This window comes from Selenomonas sp. AB3002 (assembly GCF_000702545.1).
Lineage (GTDB): Bacteria > Bacillota > Negativicutes > Selenomonadales > Selenomonadaceae > Selenomonas_B > Selenomonas_B ruminantium_A.
This window is the reverse complement of sequence record NZ_JNIO01000008.1, coordinates 1705377-1726686: the sequence shown is the minus strand read 5'-3', so window position 1 is coordinate 1726686 and position 21310 is coordinate 1705377. Positions and strand designations below refer to the sequence as shown.

The 21310-nt window shown below is 55.4% G+C and carries 21 protein-coding genes, 1 tRNA gene and 1 riboswitch; all 22 genes read left to right on the top strand.

What is annotated here, in order from left to right:
* The gene (gene cobA, locus P159_RS0116195) at nucleotides 1-1521 is read left to right on the top strand and encodes a uroporphyrinogen-III C-methyltransferase (RefSeq protein WP_029545759.1); all 1521 of its coding nucleotides are present in this window, start codon (nucleotides 1-3) and stop codon (nucleotides 1519-1521) included.
* Nucleotides 1522-1549: 28 nt separating this feature from the next.
* Nucleotides 1550-2536 carry a porphobilinogen synthase gene (gene hemB / locus P159_RS0116190; protein ID WP_029545757.1) on the top strand — a complete coding sequence of 329 codons (987 nt, stop codon included), beginning with the start codon at nucleotides 1550-1552 and terminating at the stop codon, nucleotides 2534-2536.
* 508 nt (nucleotides 2537-3044) lie between these two features.
* Nucleotides 3045-4358, top strand: a complete 1314-nt coding sequence (gene hemL / locus P159_RS0116185; protein ID WP_029545755.1) for a glutamate-1-semialdehyde 2,1-aminomutase — start codon at nucleotides 3045-3047, stop codon at nucleotides 4356-4358.
* Entirely contained in the window at nucleotides 4355-5965 is a 1611-nt protein-coding gene (locus P159_RS0116180) for a dicarboxylate/amino acid:cation symporter (RefSeq protein WP_029545753.1), read from the top strand. The genes hemL and P159_RS0116180 overlap by 4 nt, the downstream gene beginning before the upstream one ends.
* 119 nt (nucleotides 5966-6084) lie before the next feature.
* A complete protein-coding gene (locus P159_RS0116175; RefSeq protein ID WP_051650425.1) occupies nucleotides 6085-6435 on the top strand; it encodes an STAS domain-containing protein in 351 nt (116 codons plus the stop codon).
* 116 nt (nucleotides 6436-6551) lie between these two features.
* Nucleotides 6552-6655: riboswitch (purine riboswitch) on the top strand.
* On the top strand, nucleotides 6654-8000 hold the full coding sequence (locus P159_RS0116170; protein ID WP_318253612.1) for an NCS2 family permease: 1347 nt from the start codon (nucleotides 6654-6656) through the stop codon (nucleotides 7998-8000). (Overlaps the previous riboswitch by 2 nt.)
* A 192-nt stretch (nucleotides 8001-8192) precedes the next feature.
* A complete protein-coding gene (gene rplU / locus P159_RS0116165; protein WP_029545747.1) occupies nucleotides 8193-8504 on the top strand; it encodes a 50S ribosomal protein L21 in 312 nt (103 codons plus the stop codon).
* Between the two features lie 6 nt (nucleotides 8505-8510).
* Nucleotides 8511-8828, top strand: coding sequence for a ribosomal-processing cysteine protease Prp (locus P159_RS0116160; protein ID WP_029545746.1), 318 nt, complete (start codon nucleotides 8511-8513; stop codon nucleotides 8826-8828).
* A 33-nt stretch (nucleotides 8829-8861) separates the two neighbouring features.
* Entirely contained in the window at nucleotides 8862-9152 is a 291-nt protein-coding gene (gene rpmA / locus P159_RS0116155) for a 50S ribosomal protein L27 (protein WP_029545744.1), read from the top strand.
* A gap of 162 nt (nucleotides 9153-9314) precedes the next feature.
* Entirely contained in the window at nucleotides 9315-10595 is a 1281-nt protein-coding gene (gene obgE / locus P159_RS0116150) for a GTPase ObgE (RefSeq protein ID WP_029545742.1), read from the top strand.
* 28 nt (nucleotides 10596-10623) lie between these two features.
* Nucleotides 10624-10929 carry a ribosome assembly RNA-binding protein YhbY gene (yhbY, locus tag P159_RS0116145; protein ID WP_029545740.1) on the top strand — a complete coding sequence of 102 codons (306 nt, stop codon included), beginning with the start codon at nucleotides 10624-10626 and terminating at the stop codon, nucleotides 10927-10929.
* Nucleotides 10930-11170: 241 nt separating this feature from the next.
* A complete protein-coding gene (gene proB / locus P159_RS0116140) occupies nucleotides 11171-12307 on the top strand; it encodes a glutamate 5-kinase (RefSeq protein WP_029545739.1) in 1137 nt (378 codons plus the stop codon).
* Between the two features lie 18 nt (nucleotides 12308-12325).
* Entirely contained in the window at nucleotides 12326-13591 is a 1266-nt protein-coding gene (locus P159_RS0116135) for a glutamate-5-semialdehyde dehydrogenase (protein WP_029545738.1), read from the top strand.
* On the top strand, nucleotides 13588-13734 hold the full coding sequence (locus P159_RS20815; protein ID WP_175463358.1) for a hypothetical protein: 147 nt from the start codon (nucleotides 13588-13590) through the stop codon (nucleotides 13732-13734). Before P159_RS0116135 ends, P159_RS20815 begins: the two co-directional genes overlap by 4 nt.
* A 4-nt stretch (nucleotides 13735-13738) precedes the next feature.
* Nucleotides 13739-14347 carry a nicotinate-nucleotide adenylyltransferase gene (gene nadD, locus P159_RS0116125; RefSeq protein WP_029545737.1) on the top strand — a complete coding sequence of 203 codons (609 nt, stop codon included), beginning with the start codon at nucleotides 13739-13741 and terminating at the stop codon, nucleotides 14345-14347.
* Between the two features lie 8 nt (nucleotides 14348-14355).
* Nucleotides 14356-14949, top strand: a complete 594-nt coding sequence (gene yqeK, locus P159_RS0116120; RefSeq protein WP_029545735.1) for a bis(5'-nucleosyl)-tetraphosphatase (symmetrical) YqeK — start codon at nucleotides 14356-14358, stop codon at nucleotides 14947-14949.
* Nucleotides 14949-16061: an LCP family protein gene (locus P159_RS0116115; protein ID WP_051650424.1), complete on the top strand. Its 1113-nt coding sequence runs from the start codon at nucleotides 14949-14951 to the stop codon at nucleotides 16059-16061. Before yqeK ends, P159_RS0116115 begins: the two co-directional genes overlap by 1 nt.
* Complete coding sequence (gene rsfS / locus P159_RS0116110; protein WP_029545731.1) at nucleotides 16058-16402, top strand: ribosome silencing factor; 345 nt, start codon at nucleotides 16058-16060, stop codon at nucleotides 16400-16402. The genes P159_RS0116115 and rsfS overlap by 4 nt, the downstream gene beginning before the upstream one ends.
* Nucleotides 16403-16404: 2 nt before the next feature.
* Nucleotides 16405-17307 (top strand): S1-like domain-containing RNA-binding protein, encoded by a 903-nt coding sequence (locus tag P159_RS0116105; RefSeq protein WP_029545729.1) that lies wholly within the window; start codon nucleotides 16405-16407, stop codon nucleotides 17305-17307.
* A 63-nt stretch (nucleotides 17308-17370) separates the two neighbouring features.
* Nucleotides 17371-17459: transfer RNA gene (locus P159_RS0116100), tRNA-Ser, on the top strand.
* Between the two features lie 107 nt (nucleotides 17460-17566).
* Nucleotides 17567-18250: a DNA alkylation repair protein gene (locus P159_RS0116095; RefSeq protein WP_029545727.1), complete on the top strand. Its 684-nt coding sequence runs from the start codon at nucleotides 17567-17569 to the stop codon at nucleotides 18248-18250.
* 4 nt (nucleotides 18251-18254) lie between these two features.
* Nucleotides 18255-21053, top strand: a complete 2799-nt coding sequence (locus P159_RS0116090; protein WP_029545726.1) for a sigma-54-dependent transcriptional regulator — start codon at nucleotides 18255-18257, stop codon at nucleotides 21051-21053.
* The last annotated feature ends 257 nt before the right edge of the window (nucleotides 21054-21310 follow it).

The following is a 21310-nucleotide window of genomic DNA, read 5'->3' as shown; positions in this document are numbered from 1 at the left end:
ATGGCAGGAATGGTATATTTAGTGGGGGCAGGCCCGGGAGATTACCGGCTTATCAGCTTGAAGGCAGTGGATTGCCTGAAGATGGCAGAGGTTGTAGTCTACGACAGGCTGGCAGATCCCCGGATTCTTCAGTGGGCGCCGGAGGAAGCGGAGTACATCTATGTGGGCAAGGCTTCCAGTAACCACACCATGAAGCAGGAGGATATCAACCAGCTTTTGGTGGACAAGGCCAAAGAAGGCAAGGTCGTGGTGCGCCTGAAGGGCGGCGACCCCTTTGTCTTCGGACGGGGCGGGGAAGAAGCCCTGCTGCTGCGGGAGAACCATCTGCCCTTTGAAATCGTGCCGGGGATTACCTCTGCCATTTCTGTGCCCGCCTATGCGGGGATTCCCGTGACCCATCGGGCGGTAGCTACCTCTTTTGCGGTGGTGACGGGCCATGAAGACCCCACCAAGGGCGGCTCCAATATGCGCTGGGACAAGCTTTCCATGGGGGTGGACACGCTGGTGTTCCTCATGGGGGTGGCTAATCTGCCCCATATCACCGAGGAACTTATCAAGCATGGGCGCAGCGCTGATACTCCGGCGGCAGTGATCCGCTGGGGCACCAAGGCTGAGCAGCGGGTGCTGGAAACCACCGTGGGCACCGCAGCCGAGGATGTGAAGAAGGCCGGTTTGAAGCCGCCTGCTATCTTTATTGTGGGTGAGGTCGTGAAGCTCCGTGAAAGCCTCAAGTGGTTTGATGACCTGGAGTACCGCCCCCTCTTTGGCAAGACTGTGCTGGTTACCCGGGCAAGGAGCCAGGCTTCCAAGCTGACGGCGGCCTTGGAGGCTCTGGGGGCGGGAGTGATTGAGGCTCCTGCCATCGAGCTCAGGGCTCCGGAAGATGACTATAAAGCACTGGACGAGGCCCTTGCACATGTGCAGGATTACCACTGGCTGATTTTCACCAGCACCAACGGGGTGGAGCATTTCTTCTCCCGCCTGTTCGGTGCCGGGAAGGATACCCGGGCGCTGGGCTTTGCCAAGGCAGCAGCTATTGGTTCCGCTACGGCAGAGAAGCTCAGGGAATACGGCATCAGGGCAGATGTGGTGCCCCAGGAATTCAGGGCTGAGGGCATACTGGAAGCCTTGAAGGGCAAGCTGCCTCCCCATGCCAAGATCCTTCTTCCCCGGGCCCAGGAGGCCAGGGAAATCCTGCCGGAGAAGCTGCGGGAGCAGGGGCATACGGTGGATGTGGTGCCGGTTTATCAGACGGTGACTGCTGAAGGCAATGCTGAGGAATTGAAGGCGAAGCTGGTTGCAGGAGAGATTGACCTGGTGACCTTCACCAGTTCCTCCACGGTGACCAACCTGCTGAAGCTCTTGGGCAGCAAGGAATTGCTCAATGGCGTAAAGCTGGCCTGCATCGGTCCCGTTACGGCAGAGACCGCCAGGAATAACGGCCTGGAGCCGGATATGGAAGCAGCAGAATACACCATCAACGGCTTAGTCAAGGTTATAAGCGAACATTTTCAGGCATAAGTTAACATAATTGAAAGGAAGCCATACTATGCTCAATCAGGTACTGCGGCCACGCCGTATGCGCATTTCCAAGAACATCCGCGCCATGGTGCGGGAGACGTCTCTTTCTGTGAAGGATTTCATCTATCCTCTGTTTCTTGTACCGGGCACCAATGTAAGGGAGGAGATTCCTTCCATGCCCGGCTGCTACCATCTGTCTGTGGACCAGGCAGTGGAGGAGGCCAAGCTGGTGGCTTCTTTGGGGATTCCTGCGGTGGAGGTCTTCGGCATTCCTGAGTACAAGGACGAGATCGGCTCTTCTGCCTGGGATATGAAGAGCCCTGTGCAGCGGGCCATCGCAGCCATCAAGCAGGAAGTGCCGGAACTGGTGATCATTGGCGATGTGTGCCTTTGCGAGTATACCAGCCACGGACACTGCGGGGAGCTTTGCGGTCATTATGTGGACAATGATGCTACTCTGAAGCATCTGCAGAAGGTGGCGGTGAGCCAGGCTGAGGCCGGGGCTGATATCGTGGCGCCTTCTGACATGATGGACGGCAGGGTGGCGGCTATCCGTGAGGCTTTGGACGAAAAGGGTCATATCAACACCGCCATCATGAGCTATGCCATCAAGTACGCCTCCGGCTACTATGGACCCTTCCGCGATGCGGCTGACAGCGCTCCCCAATTCGGTGACCGCCGCCAGTACCAGATGGACCCGGCCAACCGCCGTGAGGCCATGAAGGAACTGGCTCTGGATATGGCCGAGGGGGCAGACATGATCATCGTGAAGCCTGCCCTTGCTTACTTGGACATTGTGAAAGAGGCCAAGGAGAAGTGCGACCTGCCCCTGGTCACCTACAATGTCAGCGGCGAGTATGCCATGGTGAAGGCGGCTGCTGCCAATGGCTGGATCGACGAGCCCCGCATTGTGCTGGAGTCCCTGAACTGCATGAAGCGGGCCGGGGCAGAAATGATCATCACCTATCATGCCCTTGATGCTGCCCGCTGGCTGGAGGAAGGAATTGTTTATTGAAGGATAATTGAAACAGGGCTGTAAATATGTTACAATACATATAACGAGGAACAAGGTATACATCACCTCTATAGGTGGGAGTGCAAACTACTAACATGTGGCGAGCTAATATTTCCTGCCTCGTTGAAACGCTAAGAGGAAGTTTTGCCTACGGCAAAACCGGAACAATGGCGTTATAGAAAAAGCCTCCTGCGCTAACAGGAGGCAGGCTACTGGTAAACGGTTAGCCCTCAAAATTTCAGGTCAATACAAGATTAACCGCCAAAGTTGGGGAACTGGGGCGGTTATTTCTTTCTGCTGTTGACAGCGAGGATGATTAACAAGATCAGCAACAGCTGAAGCGTCGTATCATTCATGCTATCACCTCCCATCATCTGCCGATCGACCGCGCGCTTTTAACGCCAGCTTTGATGAGAGGGCTAACCGCCTACCGTTTTGTAGCTTGGTTAAAGTATACCACAAGAACTATGAAGAGAGCAAATGTTCTACAACAAGGAGTGGCTTGTATATGCTGAATTTGTCTAAATCTCTTGAAGCCTTCAATGAAGCCAAAACCTTGATGCCCGGCGGGGTGAACAGTCCGGTGCGTTCCTACAGGAGCGTGGACTGCAACCCTCCTTTCATCGCCCGGGCTGAGGGGGACAAGATATACGATATTGACGGCAATGAGTACATAGATTATGTAGGTTCCTGGGGTCCCATGGTGGTGGGCCATGCCCATCCCCAGGTAGTGAAGGCCCTGCAGGAGGCTGCTACCCGGGGCACCAGCTACGGTGCGCCCACGGTGATTGAGAGTGAGCTGGCGAAACTTGTCCAGTCCGTCTATCCCTCCATGGAAATGCTCCGCATGGTGAACTCCGGCACGGAGTCCACCATGAGCGCACTGCGCCTGGCTCGTGGCTATACGGGCAGGGAAAAAATCCTCAAGTTTATCGGCTGCTACCACGGCCACAGCGACAGCCTGCTGGTGAGCGCTGGCAGCGGCATGGCCACCTTTGGCGTGCCCAGCTCTCCCGGTGTCACCAAGGGAACGGCGGCAGATACCATCACCATTCCCTACAATGACGAAGAGGCTTTCAAGGAAATCATGGATAAATGCGGTGATGAGATTGCAGCCGTTATCGTAGAGCCGGTGGCTGGCAACATGGGCTGTATTCCTCCCAAACAGGGCTATCTGCGCCTGCTGCGGAAGCTCACGGAGGAACACGGCACCCTCCTGATTTTCGACGAGGTCATGTGCGGCTTCCGTGCATCCTTGGGTGGGGCTCAGGCGGCCTACGGCATCGTCCCTGATCTCACCTGTCTGGGCAAGATCATCGGCGGCGGCCTGCCGGTGGCAGCTTACGGCGGCAAGCGGGAGATTATGTCAAAGGTTTCTCCCTCCGGTCCCGTGTACCAGGCAGGCACCCTCTCCGGCAATCCCCTGGCCATGACGGCTGGGCTGGAGACTCTCAAAATCATCACCGCCGAGCCGGAAGCAGGTGAGCCGGACTACAGCCGGAAGCTCACCTTGAAGACGAAAAAACTCCTGCTGGGCTGGCAGGAAAAGGCCAGGGAAGCGGGCGTCTCCATTCAGGCCCATCAGGCAGGCTCCATGTTTGGCATCTTCTTCAGCGAAAAGGAAGTTTATGACTACGCTGATGCAGAAGCCGCCGACCAAGAAGCCTTCAAGGTCTGGTTCAAGGCCATGCTGGAGCAGGGCATCTATCTGGCTCCTTCCCAGTTCGAGACATTGTTCATGAGCGGCGCCCACAGCGAGGAGGACATTGACCGCACTATAGAGGCGGCAGGCAGGGCCTTTGCTGCGGTGGCGGCGTTATGATAGGAAAAGCGTCCAGTTTCCTGCTGACGAAGGAAACCTTTGGGAGCGAACAGGGCAAAATTGAAGAAAAGCTCGTGCAGATGGGCATAGAGCATGCGGCAGTCATACGCTCCAGCCTCTTGCTGGAAGAAATCTGCTACCGCCTTTTTGAGCATAAAAGCAAGGAAGTCAAAGTGGGCATACATCGCCGCTTTGGCGCGGTGAGCTTGCGTCTGACCTCAGAGGGCGAGGCGTATAATCCTTTGAGCGAAGAAAATTCCTGGACAGAGGAAGAGGTGGATTATTTCCGTCACATCATCCTGACCAGCAATCGCGAGTGGCTGGGGTATTCCCGCAGGAACGGCAAGAACTGCCTTTCCATCGAGGTGCGCAAGGACAAGAAGAAGCAGGTGCGCAATACCCTGATGGGTATGGCATTGGGCCTTCTGGTCGGTTCTGTGCTGGAGGAAGTGCTTTCGCCTGACCTTGTGAGCATGATTGATACTTACGCTCTGCGCAGCGCCCGCACCATGTTCCTGAATGCCATGAACATGATGCTGGCACCGGTGGTGCTCTTCTCCATCATGGCAGGAATCATGAATCTTTCCAATGTCTCAGATGTTGGGAAAATGGGCAGGCACATGATGGGGCTGTACTTGGTGACCTCCCTTTGTGCTGCTGGTGGTGCCCTTTTCCTGGGCGTCCATATCTTTTCAGGGGAATTCGCGCAGATAGGGACAGCCGGGGATACTGCTGCTGCCCATATGTCACTGCTGGATATGATCGTGGGGATTGTACCGCATCAGTTTGCGGAGCCGGTGATTTCCGGCAATATGCTGCAGGTGATTTTTTTGGCGTTGCTCTTTGGCCTGACCATAAACAGCATGGGGGAAAAAGCGCGTCCTTTGATTGATATCGTGAATGCCATGGACACTCTCTGCCTGCGGGTGATAAGGACCATCGTGCGGCTGGTTCCCCTGGTGGCTTTCTTGTCTATGGCTTCCCTTGTCTTCCAGGTGGGGCTGGAGTCCCTTTGGGCTTTTATGGAGGCACTGCTGGCCCAAGGGCTGATGCTGGTTTTCATGCTGGTGGTGTACGGTGCTTTGGTGGCTGCGGCGGGACACCTGCCGCCCTGGATCTTTTTGAGAAAGTTGGCTGGCTTTCTGCCGCTGCCGGCCTCTCTGGGCAGCACCAACGCTGCTATGCCCTTTTCCATGGAGCTATGTGTCAAAAAGCTGGGGGTACAGGAAAAGCTGGCTGGCTTTGCCATACCCATGGGGGCTTCTGTGAAGATGGACGGCAATTGCGCGTTCCTTATCCTGCAAAGCATCATGCTGGCCAAGCTGTACGGGATTGAGGTCAGCTCAGGCTTCCTGATGACGCTGGCGCTTACTTCTGTGGCCCTTTCCTTTGGCTCTCCAGGAGTGACGGGAGGGGCGGTCATCTGCCTGGCCTCGGTGGCTGTATCTGTGGGGATTCCCATAGAGGCCATCGGCATGGTGCTTTCCGTGGACCCGCTGGTTTCTATGCTGCGGACGCCCCTCAATTCTGCAGGGGGCATTACTGTTGCCTTGTTGCTGGCCAGGCATGAGCATGCTGTTGATGAGTCGGTCTATCGGGCAGAGTGAGGTTCGCCTGCGGTGCTGGAACAAAAATTGGCATGTTTTTTTAGAAGGAAATAAATGACTTTTGTAGAATAAGACAGGTAAGCTAGAAGAAAATGATGGTGCGTCAAGGGGGAATTGAGATGGAATTGAAGAAGGAAGTTTTTGGGGTATGGATTCTTTTTACGTTGAAGGGACGTCTGGATGCTCAGACTGCGCCGGATTTGGATAAAGAGATGTTGCCGGAGATTTCCAAGCGCCTTGATATCGTGCTGGATGTCAGTGAATTGGAATATATAAGCAGTATGGGGATTCGTTCGCTGGTGCAGGCGGCCAAGAAAACAGCTGAAGTGAACCATCATGTGGCAATCTGCGCCATGCGCCCGGAAGTAAAAGAGATAATCGAGGCTTCCGGTGTCAACGCATTCCTGGAGGTTTATGACAGTGTTTCAGATCTTCCCTTTGCAGCTGATATCCATAGGTCCAGAAGCTGACAGGGGTATAAGTTGTGTGAGAAGGCAGGCGGTTTTTCGCCTGCTTTTTGTTTGCAGATATTGTGTGAAAGTTTTAATTGCAATATCAAATTGACTTATGTCCACTTTCATGATACTCTAATCGTTGTCGTTATTACTGTATAAGCTCGCAGATAGGGTGCGGGCGTTTCTACCAGGCGGCCGTAAACCGCCCAAGGCTATAGGAGGAAATTTTTCGTATGCAAGCTGAAATGAAGCAGTCGGCAGGGCAGCCAAATTTCATTGAGAAGTTCTTTAAGATCAGGGAGAAGGGAAGCTCCATCAGGACGGAGATGATAGCGGGCTTCACCACCTTCATCGCCCTGGCCTACATCATGTTCGTCAACCCCAATATCCTGGCCGAGGCCGGGATTCCCAAGGAAGCAGCCATTGCCTCCACCATCTGGATTGCGGCTCTGGCCACTACCATGATGGGCGTCTTTGCCAACTATCCTGTGGCTCTGGCGCCGGGCATGGGCCTGAACGCCTTCTTTGCCTTCTATGTGGTAGGTGTGCTGCACCTGCACTGGACGGTAGCTTTGGGCGCTGTGTTCTTCTCCGGCGTGATTTTCTTTATCCTGACCCTGGGAGGTATCCGTCAGGCCATCATCAACGCTGTGCCGGCGGACCTGAAGGTAGCTATTGGTGTGGGTATCGGTACCTTTATCGCCTTTATCGGTCTCAAGGGTTCCGGCCTCATCGTGGCTGATGCTGCCACTTTCATCACTTTGGGTTCTGTGGTGGCTCCTACTACCATGCTTTCCCTGTTCAGCCTGTTGCTGACGGGCGCACTCATGGCCCGCAATGTGCAGGGCTCTATCCTTATCGGCATTGTGGTGACTACTGTGATTGCCATGGTGATGGGGTATACCCCGGCACCGCACAGCCTCACTGATGTCATCAGCACCAGCGTGCCCAGCATGAGCGCCACTTTTGGCCAGCTTGACCTGGCAGGTGCCTGGAACTACGGCATTGTTTCCATTATCTTCACCTTCACGGTGGTGGAACTTTTCGATAATATGGGTACACTGATAGGTCTCACCAGCAAGGCCAAGATGGTGAAGCCGGACGGCCAGATCGAGAACATCGACCGGGCCCTCACTACGGATGCTGTGGGCACCATGGCTTCTGCTGTGTTCGGTACTTCCACGGTTACTTCCTATATAGAGAGCGCCGCAGGTATCGCTGCCGGCGGCAAGACGGGTCTCACAGCTGTGACGGTGGCTGTCCTCTTCCTGGTTTCTCTGGCCTTTGCACCCCTTATCGGTCTGGTGCCGGGCTTCGCCACCACTCCTGCCCTGATTCTGGTAGGTGCTATGATGATGGCTGATGTGGGCAAGATCAACTGGCAGGATTACACCGTGGCTCTGCCCGCTTTCCTCACCATTCTGATGATGCCCATGACTTCCTCCATTGCCAATGGCTTTGCCTTCGGCTTTGTGAGCTACGCAGTGCTCAAGACCTGCGCAGGCAAGCACAAGGATGTAAGCTGGATCATGTGGCTGGTGAGTATCGCCTTTGTGGTGAACCTGGTTATGAGGTCCTAAAAAATATATAAAAACTCAAGGCTCTGCTGTTGACAGCAGGGCCTTTTCTATGTTAAGCTTTGCTAGTGAATGCGCAGAGCATTCCAGAGGGCGCTCAGGCGTCCTTCCCCAACCGCGCAGTGCAGGTTTTGAAAGTGAAATCAGCCTTTGGCTGTACCGAAGCTGGCGAGTAACTATCAGGGAGGTGTTTTCATGTACGCAATTATCAAGACTGGTGGCAAGCAGTACAAGGTTGCTGAGGGTGATGTCATCACCGTTGAGAAGCTGGCTCAGGCTGAGGGCGAAGCAGTTGTCTTCGACCAGGTTCTGGCAGTGGTGAACGATGGCGATGTCAAGGTCGGCAAGCCTGTTATTGAGGGTGCCAAGGTTACGGCTAAGGTCGAGGCTCAGGGCAAGGAGCGCAAGATTCTTGTCTTCAAGTACAAGGCGAAGTCCAACTATCGTCGTCGTCAGGGCCATCGTCAGCCGTTCACGAAGGTTGTCATCGAGAAGATCGAGGCTTAATCAAAATTGATTAAGGTAGAGATCTTTAAAAACGGAGAAGGGAAGATATCCGGCTACGAGGTCACCGGCCATAGCGGCACGGCGGCACACGGTGAGGATATTGTCTGTGCAGGGGTTTCGGCTCTGGCTCAGACCGCCCTCCTGGGCATAGGAAAGCATCTGCATCGCGAGACAGATTATGAGGTCGCGAGTGGTAAACTTTCGATGAAGCTCAAGGGCGCTCCCGATGATCTCACAGAGGCTGTATTACAGTCAATGCTTTTGGGGCTGAGGGAAATCGAGAAGCTCACTCCCAAGGCAGTTCGCATCAATGAAAGGCGATGAAAGTTGGCCTTTCACGCAATGGAGGTGAACTTGATGTTTACTTTTGACTTACAGCTGTTCGCTCATAAAAAGGGCGTTAGCTCCACCCGTAATGGTCGTGACAGTGAGTCCAAGCGCCTTGGCGTGAAGGAGCATGCTGGCACGATTGTGACCGCAGGCAGCATCCTGGTTCGTCAGCGCGGCACGCACTTCCATCCGGGTCATAACGTTGGCAGAGGCAAGGACGATACCCTCTTCGCAAAGGTCGCCGGCAAGGTGGCTATCGAGCGCAAGGGCCGTTACCAGCGCCAGATCAGCGTTTACACTGCTGAGGAAGCTATGTAATCTAAAAATATGGGGTACCTGCGCAGGGATACATCGGCGCAGGTATTCTTTATATTGTTGAAAAGAAGACGTTAGGTTGCGTTGTCAGGAATGAAAAGCCGGTGTTCATCGCAACGCCGGTTTTTCATTTTTGACAACGAGTTTAAGTTTGAAGGAGGAAATATGCAGTTCATTGACAGAACCAAGGTCATAGTCAAGGCCGGGGACGGCGGTCATGGCAAGAGCGCCTTCCGCCGGGAGAAGTTCGTGCCCAAGGGAGGTCCCGCTGGCGGCGATGGCGGCCGGGGCGGTGACGTGATTTTCATCGTGGACCAGAATATGAATACCCTGCTGGACTTCCGCTATCACAGGAAGTTTGCGGCAGAAAACGGAGAGAACGGGGATATCAAGAACCAGTATGGCGCTAATGCCCCTGCCTGCTTCGTGAAGGTACCTCCCGGAACCATCGTCAAGGACGAAGCCACGGGAGAGGTGCTGGCAGACCTGACGGAAATCGGCCAGCAGGCTGTGGTGGCCAAGGGCGGCCGCGGCGGCCGCGGCAATGCGAAATTCGCCAATTCTGCCAACCGTGCCCCGACTTTCGCCGAGTTTGGCGAGCCGGGTGAGAGCAAGCGCCTGATTTTGGAGCTGAAGCTCTTGGCTGATGTGGGACTGGTGGGCTATCCCAGTGTGGGCAAGTCCAGCCTGGTGGCCAGCTGCTCTGCGGCCCGTCCTGAGATTGCAGAGTATCACTTCACCACCATTACCCCTGTGCTGGGCGTGGTGAAGACTGATTATGAGAAGAGCTTCGTCATGGCGGACATTCCGGGCCTTATCGAAGGCGCTGCTGACGGCGTGGGCCTGGGCCATGACTTCCTGCGCCATGTGGAGCGCACGAAGCTGATCCTGCACATCGTGGATGCTTCTGGCCTGGAGGGCCGGGATCCTGTGGAGGATTATTACAAGATCAATGTGGAGCTGAAGAAGTACAGCGAGAAGATTGCCCGCCGTACCCAGATCCTGGTGGCCAACAAGATGGACCTGCCGGAAGCTCAGGAGAATCTGCCGCGCCTGAAAGAGCTGGCAGAGAAGGAAGGGCTGAAGCTCTTTGCCATTTCTGCTGCTACCCGGGAGGGGCTGACAGAGCTCATCTCCTATGTGGGCGAGTGGCTGGACAACTATGTGCCGGAAATCGAGACCGAGGAAGAGGTCAAGGTTTACGACGAGAACAAGGAAGATCCCGAGAAGATTACCATCAAGCGTGATATTTCCGGTGATTTCGTGGTGTCCGGCAAGGCTCTGGAGAAACTGGTGGCCATGACCAACTTCCTCAATGATGAGGCTCTGCGCCGCTTCCAGTACATCTGGCGCATCAAGGGCATTGATGAAAAGCTCAAGGCCCGGGGCATCAAAGAGGGCGACACGGTGCATATCGGCTCTATGGAATTTGAGTGGAGAGAGTAATTTTCAATAGATATCGGAGGTAAATTTTTTGATTCGCAATTCACTTACAGGCAAGCAGAAGAGTTTCCTGCGCTCCATGGGCATGAGTGAGGAGCCCATTGTGCAGATTGGCAAAGAAGGTGTCACCCCCACAGTGGTGCAGGCAGCCAGGGAAGCCATCAAGAAGAGGGAGCTCATCAAGGTGCGGGTGCTGCAGAATTCCCCGGAGGAGCCGGCAGATGCCATTGAGCTGCTGGCAGAGCGGGCAGACGCCAATCTGGTGCAGGTAATAGGGCGCAATGGGCTGCTTTTCAAACGGAACTTTGAGAAGCCGAAGATTGTGCTGCCGAAGTAAGGCGGTCTTGCTTAGGCGCGGGCGACTGATATTATGTCAACGCTCCGCATGGGAAATTTGCTAAAAATATTTTTTTCCTTTAACTAAGCCTTCATGCTCAGAATAACGCCCTTCGGTTGAACGTATTCTTCGCATAAAGGAAATGCGAAGGAAAAAAATATTTTCTTAACGCAAATTTTCCAAAGCTGCGCTTATGACATAATATCAGCCGCGCTTACGTTGGCTTTAGGGGAGGGGCTTTATGATTGCACGGGAAAGGCTGAAAGAAGCAAAACGTATTGTGGTTAAGGTGGGCACCAGCTCTCTCACTCACAGTACGGGCCGCCTCAGCTATGAGAATATCGAACGCCTGGTGCGCCAGATTGCTGACCTGCAGAATGCGGGCAAGGAAATGATACTGGTGACTTCCGGCGCCATGGCGGCGGGGCTGGGGCGCATGAATATGACGGAAAAGCCGGCGGAACTGCCCAGGAAGCAGGCGCTGGCTGCTGTGGGGCAGGGGGTGCTCATGCACATCTATGAGCGCTTCTTTGCCGAGTATGGGCAGACGGCGGCCCAGGTGCTCTTGACCCGGGAGAATTCCCTGCGGCACAGCCAGTACACCCATTCCCGCAATGCCTTGCTGGCACTTATCCAGATGGGAGTTATCCCTGTCATCAATGAGAATGACGCCGTAGCGGTGGATGAGTTCAAGATTGGTGACAATGATACCCTGTCGGCGGTGGTGGCGGCGCTGGTGGATGCTGATGCCCTGATTATCCTGTCGGATATAGAAGGGGTCTACACAGCCAATCCCAATACCAACCCTAAAGCAAAGTTGATGTCTGAAATCAAGGAAATCACCCCGGAGATAGAGGCTCTGGCTGGGGGCGCTGGCACGAAGCTGGGCACCGGCGGCATGATGACGAAGATTGAAGCCGCCAAGATTGCCGGCGGTGCAGGCATTACCCTGGTGATTGCCCCCGGGGCACGTCAGCAGGTATTGCGGCAGGTGCTGGAGGGGGAGGAAATCGGCACGGTTTTCCCCGCCAAGGAGGAGCATCTGCGGGTGCGGAAGGGCTGGCTGGCCTTTGGCAAGCGGCTCTCAGGCGACATCACTGTGGACAAGGGCTGCGAGGCGGCCCTTTCCCGTGGCTCCAGTTTGCTGGCGGCAGGGGTTACCTCCTGCGAGGGGGATTTCGAGGCGGGCAGCAGTGTCCGGGTGCTTTCTGTCGATGGCAGGGAGATAGCCCGGGGACAGGTGAGCTACGGTTCGGAAATCCTCAGGAAGCTGGCAGGACACAGAAGTGAGGATTTCAAGGCGCTTTTGACAGATACTGACATTAAGGATTTACCTGAAGAAGTCATACACAGGGATAATCTTGTTTTGATGGTTTAAGAGGCAGGGGGAATCAGCATGTTGGCAGCAGGTATTGAGACAGTGGTAAAGAACAAGGCCAGGATGGCCAAGCAGGCAGCGGCAGCTCTGGGAGTGCTTTCCAGCAGCGTGAAGGACAAGGCCCTGCTGGCTATGGCTGATGCTTTGCTCACGCACAGCGCGGAAATTCTGGAGGCTAATGCCAAGGATATGGAGGCAGCTAAAGCCAAGGGGACCAAGGCATCTTATCTCGACAGGCTCCAGCTTACGGAAGTCCGCATTGAGCAGATGGCAGAGGGCCTGCGCCAGACGGCTGCCCTGCCTGACCCGGTGGGTGAGTGCGAGTATGGCGCCCAGCGTCCAAATGGCCTGGAAATCCGCCGGGTGCGGGTGCCTTTGGGCCTTATCGGCATCATCTATGAGGCCCGTCCCAATGTGACGGCAGATGCGGCTGGGCTTTGCCTGAAGTCCGGCAATGCCGTGCTGCTGCGGGGCGGTTCCGAGGCCATCAATTCCAATACTGCCATCAGCAGGGTTCTGGCTGCCGCTGCCTATGAAGCAGGTATTCCCCAGGGGGCTTTGCAGTTCATTGAGGATACTGACCGGGAAGCAGTCACTGCCATGACCCATCTGAACGGCATCCTGGACGTGATCATCCCCCGGGGAGGGGCAGGACTTATCCGCCATATTGTGGAGAACAGCTCCGTGCCTGTGATAGAGACTGGCACCGGAGTCTGCCATACTTTTGTGGACGAGTCTGCGGACCTTGACAAGGCCATAGACATTGCCATCAACGCCAAGACCTCCCGTCCCTCTGTGTGCAATGCCATGGAAACCCTGCTGGTGCATCAGGCAGCAGCAGGGAAGTTCCTGCCCTTGCTGAAAGAGTCCATGGAAGCCAAGGGAGTTGAACTTAGAGGCTGCGAAAAGACTCTGGCTCTGCTGCCGGGGCTCAAGGCTGCCACGGAGGAGGACTGGAGCACGGAGTACGGCGACCTTATTCTCTCCGTCAAGGTGGTTGACAGCCTTGACGAAGCCATAGAGCATATAAACCGCTATAACACAGGCCATTCCGAGAGCATCGTCACGGAAAATCTGGTGAGTGCCCACCGCTTCCAGCAGGAAGTTGATGCGGCGGCGGTGTATGTGAATGCTTCCACCCGCTTTACCGATGGCTTTGAGTTCGGCTTCGGGGCGGAAATCGGCATCAGCACCCAGAAGCTTCATGCCCGTGGCCCCATGGGTCTCAGGGAGCTGACCAGCACGAAATACCTCATCTATGGGGAAGGACAGGTCAGAGGGTGATAAAGGGCTGGTACAGGGCCTTCCGGGAATATCTGGCCACCCCTAAAGGGGCCTTTGACTTCAAGGATTATGCCCGGGCTTTGCTGATGGTCATGCTGACCTGCGTTTTGCTGATTTTGCTTTTATACTGGGGAGGTGCATGAACCCATGAGAAAGAAAATAGGTATTATGGGGGGCACCTTTGACCCCATCCATGTGGGGCACCTGCTGACGGCGGAAGCCGTGCGGGAGCAGTTCGGACTGCACAGGGTGCTCTTCATTCCCGCGGCCCAGCCTCCTCACAAGCAGGGGCGGAAAGTGGCTCCTGCCTACTCCCGTCTGGTGATGACGGAAATGGCAGCGGCTGACAATCCCTGCTTTGAAGTATCGCGGATTGAACTGGAGCGCAAGGGCCCTTCCTATTCTGTGGACACCCTGCAGGATTTGCAGGCGGCCCACGGGCAGGAAGCGGAGTTCTACTTTATCACAGGCGCCGATGCCATCAATGAGCTTTCCACTTGGCATGAGGCACAGCACTTGCTGGAAATATGCCACTTCATCGCCGCCACCCGCCAGGGCTGCGCCCTGGATCTGCCCAGATTGCGGCGGGAGTTCGGCGAGGATCTGGTGGCAAAGCATATCCATGAGCTGCCCACCCCGGAGCTGGAGATTTCCTCCACGGACATCCGCAGCCGGGTGCAGGAGGGGCGTTCCATCAAGTATCTGGTGACGGCAGAAGTGGAAGCATATATCTATAAGGAAGGTCTGTATAGCTGATGTCAGGGATGAACTACGAAGAGATGAAAGCGGAGCTGCAGAAGCGGCTGAAGCCAGGCCGTTTCCGCCATTCCCTGGGGGTGGCAGAAACCGCCGTGGAACTTGCCCGCCGCTTTGGGGTGGATGAGGAGAAGGCCCGCGTGGCAGGACTCCTGCACGACTGCGCCCGGGAGTTTCCCAATGACTCCATGATAGCAGAGGCAGAGGCCCGGGGCATCGTTGTGGAGCCTTTGGAGCGTTCCATGCCCTTGCTCTTGCACGCCTATATTGGGGCTCAGCGGGTGCGGGAAATCTATGGGATAGAGGACGAAGAAATCTGCCAGGCTATCTACCGCCATACGGTGGGGGGCAGCAAGATGACGCCCTTGGACAAGATTATCTGGTATGCGGATATGATAGAGCCTTCCAGGGACTATCCGGAGGTGGAGTACCTGCGTCAGCTGGCCCGGGAAGCCAACCTTGACGAAATGGTGCTGGTGGGGCTCAGCGAGTCCATCATCTTTGTGGTGCGGAAGGGCCATCTGGTTCACCCTGCCACGGTGCAGGCAAGAAATGAGATTATTTTGGCCCGGGGGGTCAAGGGCAGTCAGGGGATGGGCTGATGAACAGAAACGATGGCGGGGACAGGCCAAGGACCAGAGTCCCCAAGAAAAGTACCACTCGTGACAATATCATCAAGAAGCGCAAGGCACTGGCCCGCAGGCGCAGAAAGGCCCTGTTCCGCCTATTGCTGATCTTGATTATCCTGGGGGCGGTGCTGACGGGGGTGGCTTTTGCGGGGCTGACTCTGGTGAGCTGGGGCCAGCACATCTACGGTGAGTACCAGAAGATGTATGCCGGCTACACAGAGAGACAGGAAGCACGCCGGGGCGCGGTTGACCCCCGCTTTGACGGCTACACCAATGTGCTGATCCTGGGACTTGATGACGGTGCAGGCGGCATGGAGGCACCTCTGGATGCAGAGGGGCAGCCCATCAGGATCAAGAAGGCTGACACCATACTGGTGGTGAGCATGGACAATGGCTCAGGCCGGGTGCGCTTCATCAATATTCCCCGGGATACCCTGGTGACGGTGCCTGTGTCCGGGGTGCAGGCAAGGTTGTCTGATGTTTACCCAGCCGGGGGAGCGCCGCTCATGGTGCGGCAGGTGAACAGCCTTTTGGGCATCTCCATCCACCAGTATGTGGTCATGGACATGAAGGCCTTTGCCCACTTCATAGACGCCCTGGGGGGCATTGATGTCTATGTGGAGACCAATATGGACTACCAGGACCCGGAGGCAAACCTGACAATCCATCTGGAGCAGGGCTACCGCCATCTGGATGGGGCAAAATCCCTGGAATACCTGCGCTATCGCGGGGAAGAACTGGGAGATGTAGGAAGGGTCCAGCGACAGCAGAAATTCGTCAAGGCCGTCTACAGCAAGATCCTGCAGTTTGAGACTTTGCCGAAGCTGCCCGCCATTGCTGATATATTCAAGAATGAGGTGGAGACCAGCGCCGAGGTCTTTGATTCGGCCCACCTTGCCAATGTCCTCAGGGGCATCAGCAGCGAGCAGCCCATCAGCGTCATGCTGCCGGGCACTACAGCAGAAAATGATTATACCATCTGGATTCCCGATGGAGCAGGCATCCAAAACAGGATGCAGGAGCTCTTTCGGCCCAGTGATATAGAGCAAGGAGAAAGTTCTACCGATAAGGAGGAAGCAAATTGACTGAGAAAGAAATGAGCCAGGCCATCTGCGCTGCAGCCAGCGACAAGAAGGCCAGGGATATCGTGGTCATGGATATGAAGAATCTTATGTCTTCTACGGACTACTTCATGGTATGTTCGGCACCTACCGCTACCCAGGTGCGGGCCATTGCCGACAACATCGAGGAAAAGATGGACGAGGCGGGCATCCACTTCAACCACAAGGAAGGCTATCGCGAGGGTGAATGGGTGCTGCTGGACTACGGCGATGTGGTAGCCCATATCTTCCGTCAGGAAGCCCGTGAATATTACGCTCTAGAGCGCCTGTGGGGCGAGGCTCCCCTCACCCCCTATGAGGACTGAGGATGTATAGCGACAAGCAGAGAAATGAAAGGCCCCGCCGCAAATACGGTCCCAGCACCGTAGCTGTCATGAAGGTGGCGCGCTTAGGGGAAATGGGTGCCTTTTTGGACGCAGAGACCGGAAATACCTCCGATGACATCCTGCTCCATACCACCCAGCAGACCCGTCCTGTGCAGGTGGGGGAGGAAGTAGAGGTATTCCTTTATTTGGATCCCAAGCGCCGTCTTACCGCCAGCATGAGAACTCCCAAGATGAAGGAGGGGCAGATTGCCCGGCTGAAGGTCATCAACACCAGCCGTGATGGTGCTTTCCTGGATGTGGGAGCCGAGCGCGGCATCTTCATGCCCTACGCTGGCATGAGGGGCCGTCCCCAGGTAGGGGAAGTGGTCTGGGCCAAACTCTACACCGACAAGAGCGGCCGCCTGGCGGTTACCATGGAGGTAGAGGATGAAATGCGCCGGGCCTCCCGCCCTGCTGAGGGAGTGAAGAAGGGTGACCTGGTGACAGGCGCCATCTACAACTTCACCGATGCAGGCGCCTTCCTCTTTTCCGAGGAGCGCTATATCGTCTTTATCGCCAACAAGGAAATGTCCGTGCGTCCCAGAGTGGGCGAGGTAGTCACCGCCCGCGTCACTTACATCAGGAATGACGGCAGGCTCAACGCTTCCCTGCGGGAAGCCAAGGAAAAGGCGCTGGTGACTGATGCGGAGCAGATCATGGAACTGCTCAGGAGCCGCGAGGGCCGCATGCCCTACAGCGACAAGACCTCCCCGGAAGTCATCAAGGACAAGTTCGGCATCAGCAAGGCCGCCTTCAAGCGTGCCCTGGGACATCTGCTGAAAGCAGGGCTTATCCGGGAAGAGGAAGGCTGGACTTACCTTACGGAGGCAGGCAGGGAGGCTTGACCGCTTCTTTACAAAAGTCATACTGATGTGGTAAAATATATGTGTTGCCTTGTGCAATAAACTGGAGAGGTGTCCGAGTGGTCGAAGGTGTCGCACTCGAAATGCGATAGGGTTAACAGCCCTCGTGGGTTCGAATCCCACCCTCTCTGCCATTGAAATCAAAGCCCTGCGGATTCCGCAGGGCTTTTTCTTGACAGTCAAACTCCAACCACTTAATATCAGTATCAAAGGTATTGATACTGATGGCGAGGTGTGGGCTATGGATATACGTGAGAGGCTGTTTGCCTTGCAGGATACAGGGTATCGGGATTTTCACAGCAAGCTGGTTCCTACGGTGCCTTTGGAGCGGATCATCGGTGTGAGGACTCCTGCTTTGCGGCAGCTGGCTAAGGAGATCATGAGGGAGGGCGGCATGGAAGATTTTCTTGCCGGACTGCCTCATGCATATTACGATGAGAACCAGCTGCATGCCTTCATTGTTTCCAATATCAAGGACTATGGGGAGTGCATGGCGCGTCTGAAGGAATTCCTGCCCTATGTGGACAACTGGGCTACCTGCGACCAGATGTCTCCCAAGGTTTTCAAGACGCACAGGCGGGAACTCTTAGGGGAGATAAGGAACTGGCTGGTCTCCCCAGAAACATATACCGTCCGCTTTGCCATAGGCATGCTCATGCAGCATTTCCTGGATGAGGATTTTGACGAGGAATATCTTTCCCTGGCAGCAGATTTGCGCTCTGAGGAATATTACATCAACATGATGACAGCCTGGTACTTCGCCACAGCCCTGGCCAAGCAGTACGAAGCGGCCCTGCCTTTCATAGAGGAAAAGCGTCTGGCTCCATGGACGCATAACAAAGCTATCCAGAAAGCCATCGAGAGCAGGCGGGTCAGCGTGGAGCACAAGGAGTATCTGCGGGGATTGAAGATAAGAAAAGGGTGAGATTTTGAAACGCAGCGAGAAGATATATGAGTATATACGGGAGTATTCACTGAGCCAGAAGAAGGAGGAGCTGCAGGGGGCTATCGGCCTGGATGCCCAGGAGATAGCTGATGCCCTGGGCATCCTGCGCAATAATGTTTCCAAGGAGCTCAATGAATTGCACCGTCTGGACAGGATTGTAAAGTTCCGGGGGCGGCCGGTGAAGTATTTTGACAAGGCTGCCCTGGAGGAAATCCTGGGGACGGAGCTGGGGGAGGGGCCCTGCCAGTATCTTGATGTGTCCGAATGCCAGAGCCCTGAGGCAGCAGAGGAGGAGGCCAATCCCTTTGCCCGGCTGATTGGGGCGGAGCGCAGCCTCTCCAAGCAGGTGGAGCAGGCCAAGGCGGCTATCCTCTATCCACCTGACGGACTGCACACTTTGATTGTGGGCCAGACCGGCGTGGGCAAGACCCTCTTTGCCCACATGATGTTTGCCTATGGCAAGGCCATGCACCGCTTCTCCGAGGAAGCTCCATTCGTGACCTTCAACTGCGCCGATTACTATAACAATCCCCAGCTGCTCATTTCCCATGTGTTCGGGCACCAGAAAGGGGCTTTCACCGGGGCGGACAAGGACAAGGCTGGACTGGTGGAAGAAGCGGACGGTGGCGTCCTGTTCCTGGACGAGATTCACCGCCTGCCTCCCGAGGGCCAGGAGATGATATTCTACTTCATGGATACGGGCACTTTCAACAGATTGGGCGAAACCACCCGTTCCCGCAGGGCCAAAGTGTTGATTATCGGCGCCACTACTGAGGACCCGGATTCTGCCCTCACCAAGACCTTTGTGCGGCGCATTCCCAACATAATTAAAATAAAGCCCCTGTCTGAGCGCAGCCTGTCGGAGAAAATCGACATCATCAAGCTGCTCTTCCGGGAGGAGGCCCAGCGGGTGAAGAAGCCCGTGCGCATTACCGTGGAGTCGGTGAAGGCCCTGATCGGCAGCATCGGCAGCGGCAACGTGGGACAGCTGAAGTCCAATATCAAGCTGCTCTGCGCCCAGGCCTTCCTAAATGGCATTGATAACCCGGATTTCATCGAGGTGGATTTCAAGATGCTGCCGGAGGGGGTGAAGGACGGTCTTTTGACCCTGTCCTCCAACCGCCAGGCTTTGGCAGAGCTGGCCCAGTATATAGCCGAGCCCCTGGTGATTTCCCCGGCAGGGGGCAAGAAGGCTGCCGCAGACGAGGAGCAGGGGCCGGCCTCCTTCAATCTGTATCAGGTGGTGGAGGACAAGGTGGCCCTGCTGCGGAACGAGGGCATCAGCGCCGACCTTATCAAGCAGATTGTGGCTACGGACGTGAATGTCTATGTGAAGGAACTGTATAATAAGAAGCATTCCGTCAATATGACCACCCGGGAGCGCCTGCTGAAGATTGTGGACGCTTCCCTGGTGGACTTTGCGGAGCAGATTGCCCTCTTCGTGCAGAAGCGCATGAATCGCAGCTACCGTGACCGCTTCCTCTACGCCTTCAGCCTGCATCTTTCGGCCTTCCTCAAGCGCATCAAGGCCAAGGAGGCTATTCCCTATACCACGGAAATCGAGGGGGCGGTGCCCCAGGATTCCCTGTGCCTGCAGGTGGCTATGGAGATAGGAGAAAAAATCGAGAGCCATTATTTCCTGAAAGTGCCCCGGGTGGAGATAGAGTATATCGCCCTGCTGCTGGAATCGGCGGAGGATGATGACCTCAGCGACAGGGTTTCCATCATCGTGGCTACCCATGGCACCAGCACCGCCAGCTCCATGGTGGAGGTGGCCCAGAAGCTCTTCAGCTCTGCCGATACTAATATCATTGCGGTGGACATGCCCCTGGAGACGGGCCCCCAGCAGATACTGGAGCAGATGACTGCCATGCTGCGGGCCATGGACTGCCGCCGGGGGGTGCTGATCCTGGCGGATATGGGGTCTCTCTGCAATATCGGCTCCATTATTTCCGAGCGGCTGAAGATTCCCGTGCGCACTCTCGATATGGTATCAACCCCTTTGATACTGGAGGCCATGCGCAAGGTGGATATCGCCGGCATGGATCTTGACAGCATCTATGAGTCTTTGCGCAGTTTCAAGGGATATGACAGCGTGGATGCAGGCGGCCAGCGCCGGGAGGTGGATGGCAAGCCCGAGGCCATTGTCACAATCTGCAGTACGGGGCAGGGGGCGGCCATGAAGCTGAAGGCGCTGGTGGAAGATATCCTGCATCATGCGGGCCGGGCCATCGAAGTCCTGCCTGTGGGACTGGTGAAACTGGATGAACATCTGGAAAATCTGGCCAAAGAGTATCACATCATCGCCTCTGTGGGCATGAAGAAGCCTGTTGCGCCTATCCCCTTCATACCTCTGGAGCAGCTCATAGATGGCAGCGGGGAGAAAATGCTGACGGAACTGGTGCTGGGCTCTGAGATTGCCATGGTGCCCGAGGAAAAGAGCAATATGGTGGTGCAGAAGCTCTGCGAGGAATCCTTGCAGAAGTTCCTTACCTATTTAAATCCTGCCAAGGTCATGGGTGTCCTGCTTGAGTTTGACCGGCAGATAGAAGCGGACCTGAAGCTCCATCTGTCCAATCCCCTGCGTATCCGCCTCCTTGTACACTGTGGCTGTGCCCTGGAGCGTATCGTTACCCGCACGCCTCTTGAGTATAAGGAAGATAAGGGCAAGGTTGATACAGTAAAATTGGCAGCGGTAAAAAAGGCCGCAAAAGTGTTCGAGGACAGCCTGAAACTGCATTTCTCCGAGGATGAGTATTACTTTATGGCCAATATGCTCTAGGATAAGATGCATAAATGAGGCTGATAAGGCGAAAATATGATACAGAAAATACACTATGCCATGACAAATGTCATAGTGTATTTTTTTATTGCGATACAAAAAAGAGCGTATCAAAAGAGCTTTTTTTAGTATCAAAGTGTATCAAAAACGAAATTACTGTATTGACGGCGGTTTTTGAAGCATGAAAAGAATCTGTAAATTCAAGGCTTTACAGACTTTTTTCGTTTAATACACAAAGTTGGCACGCTGCTTGCAAT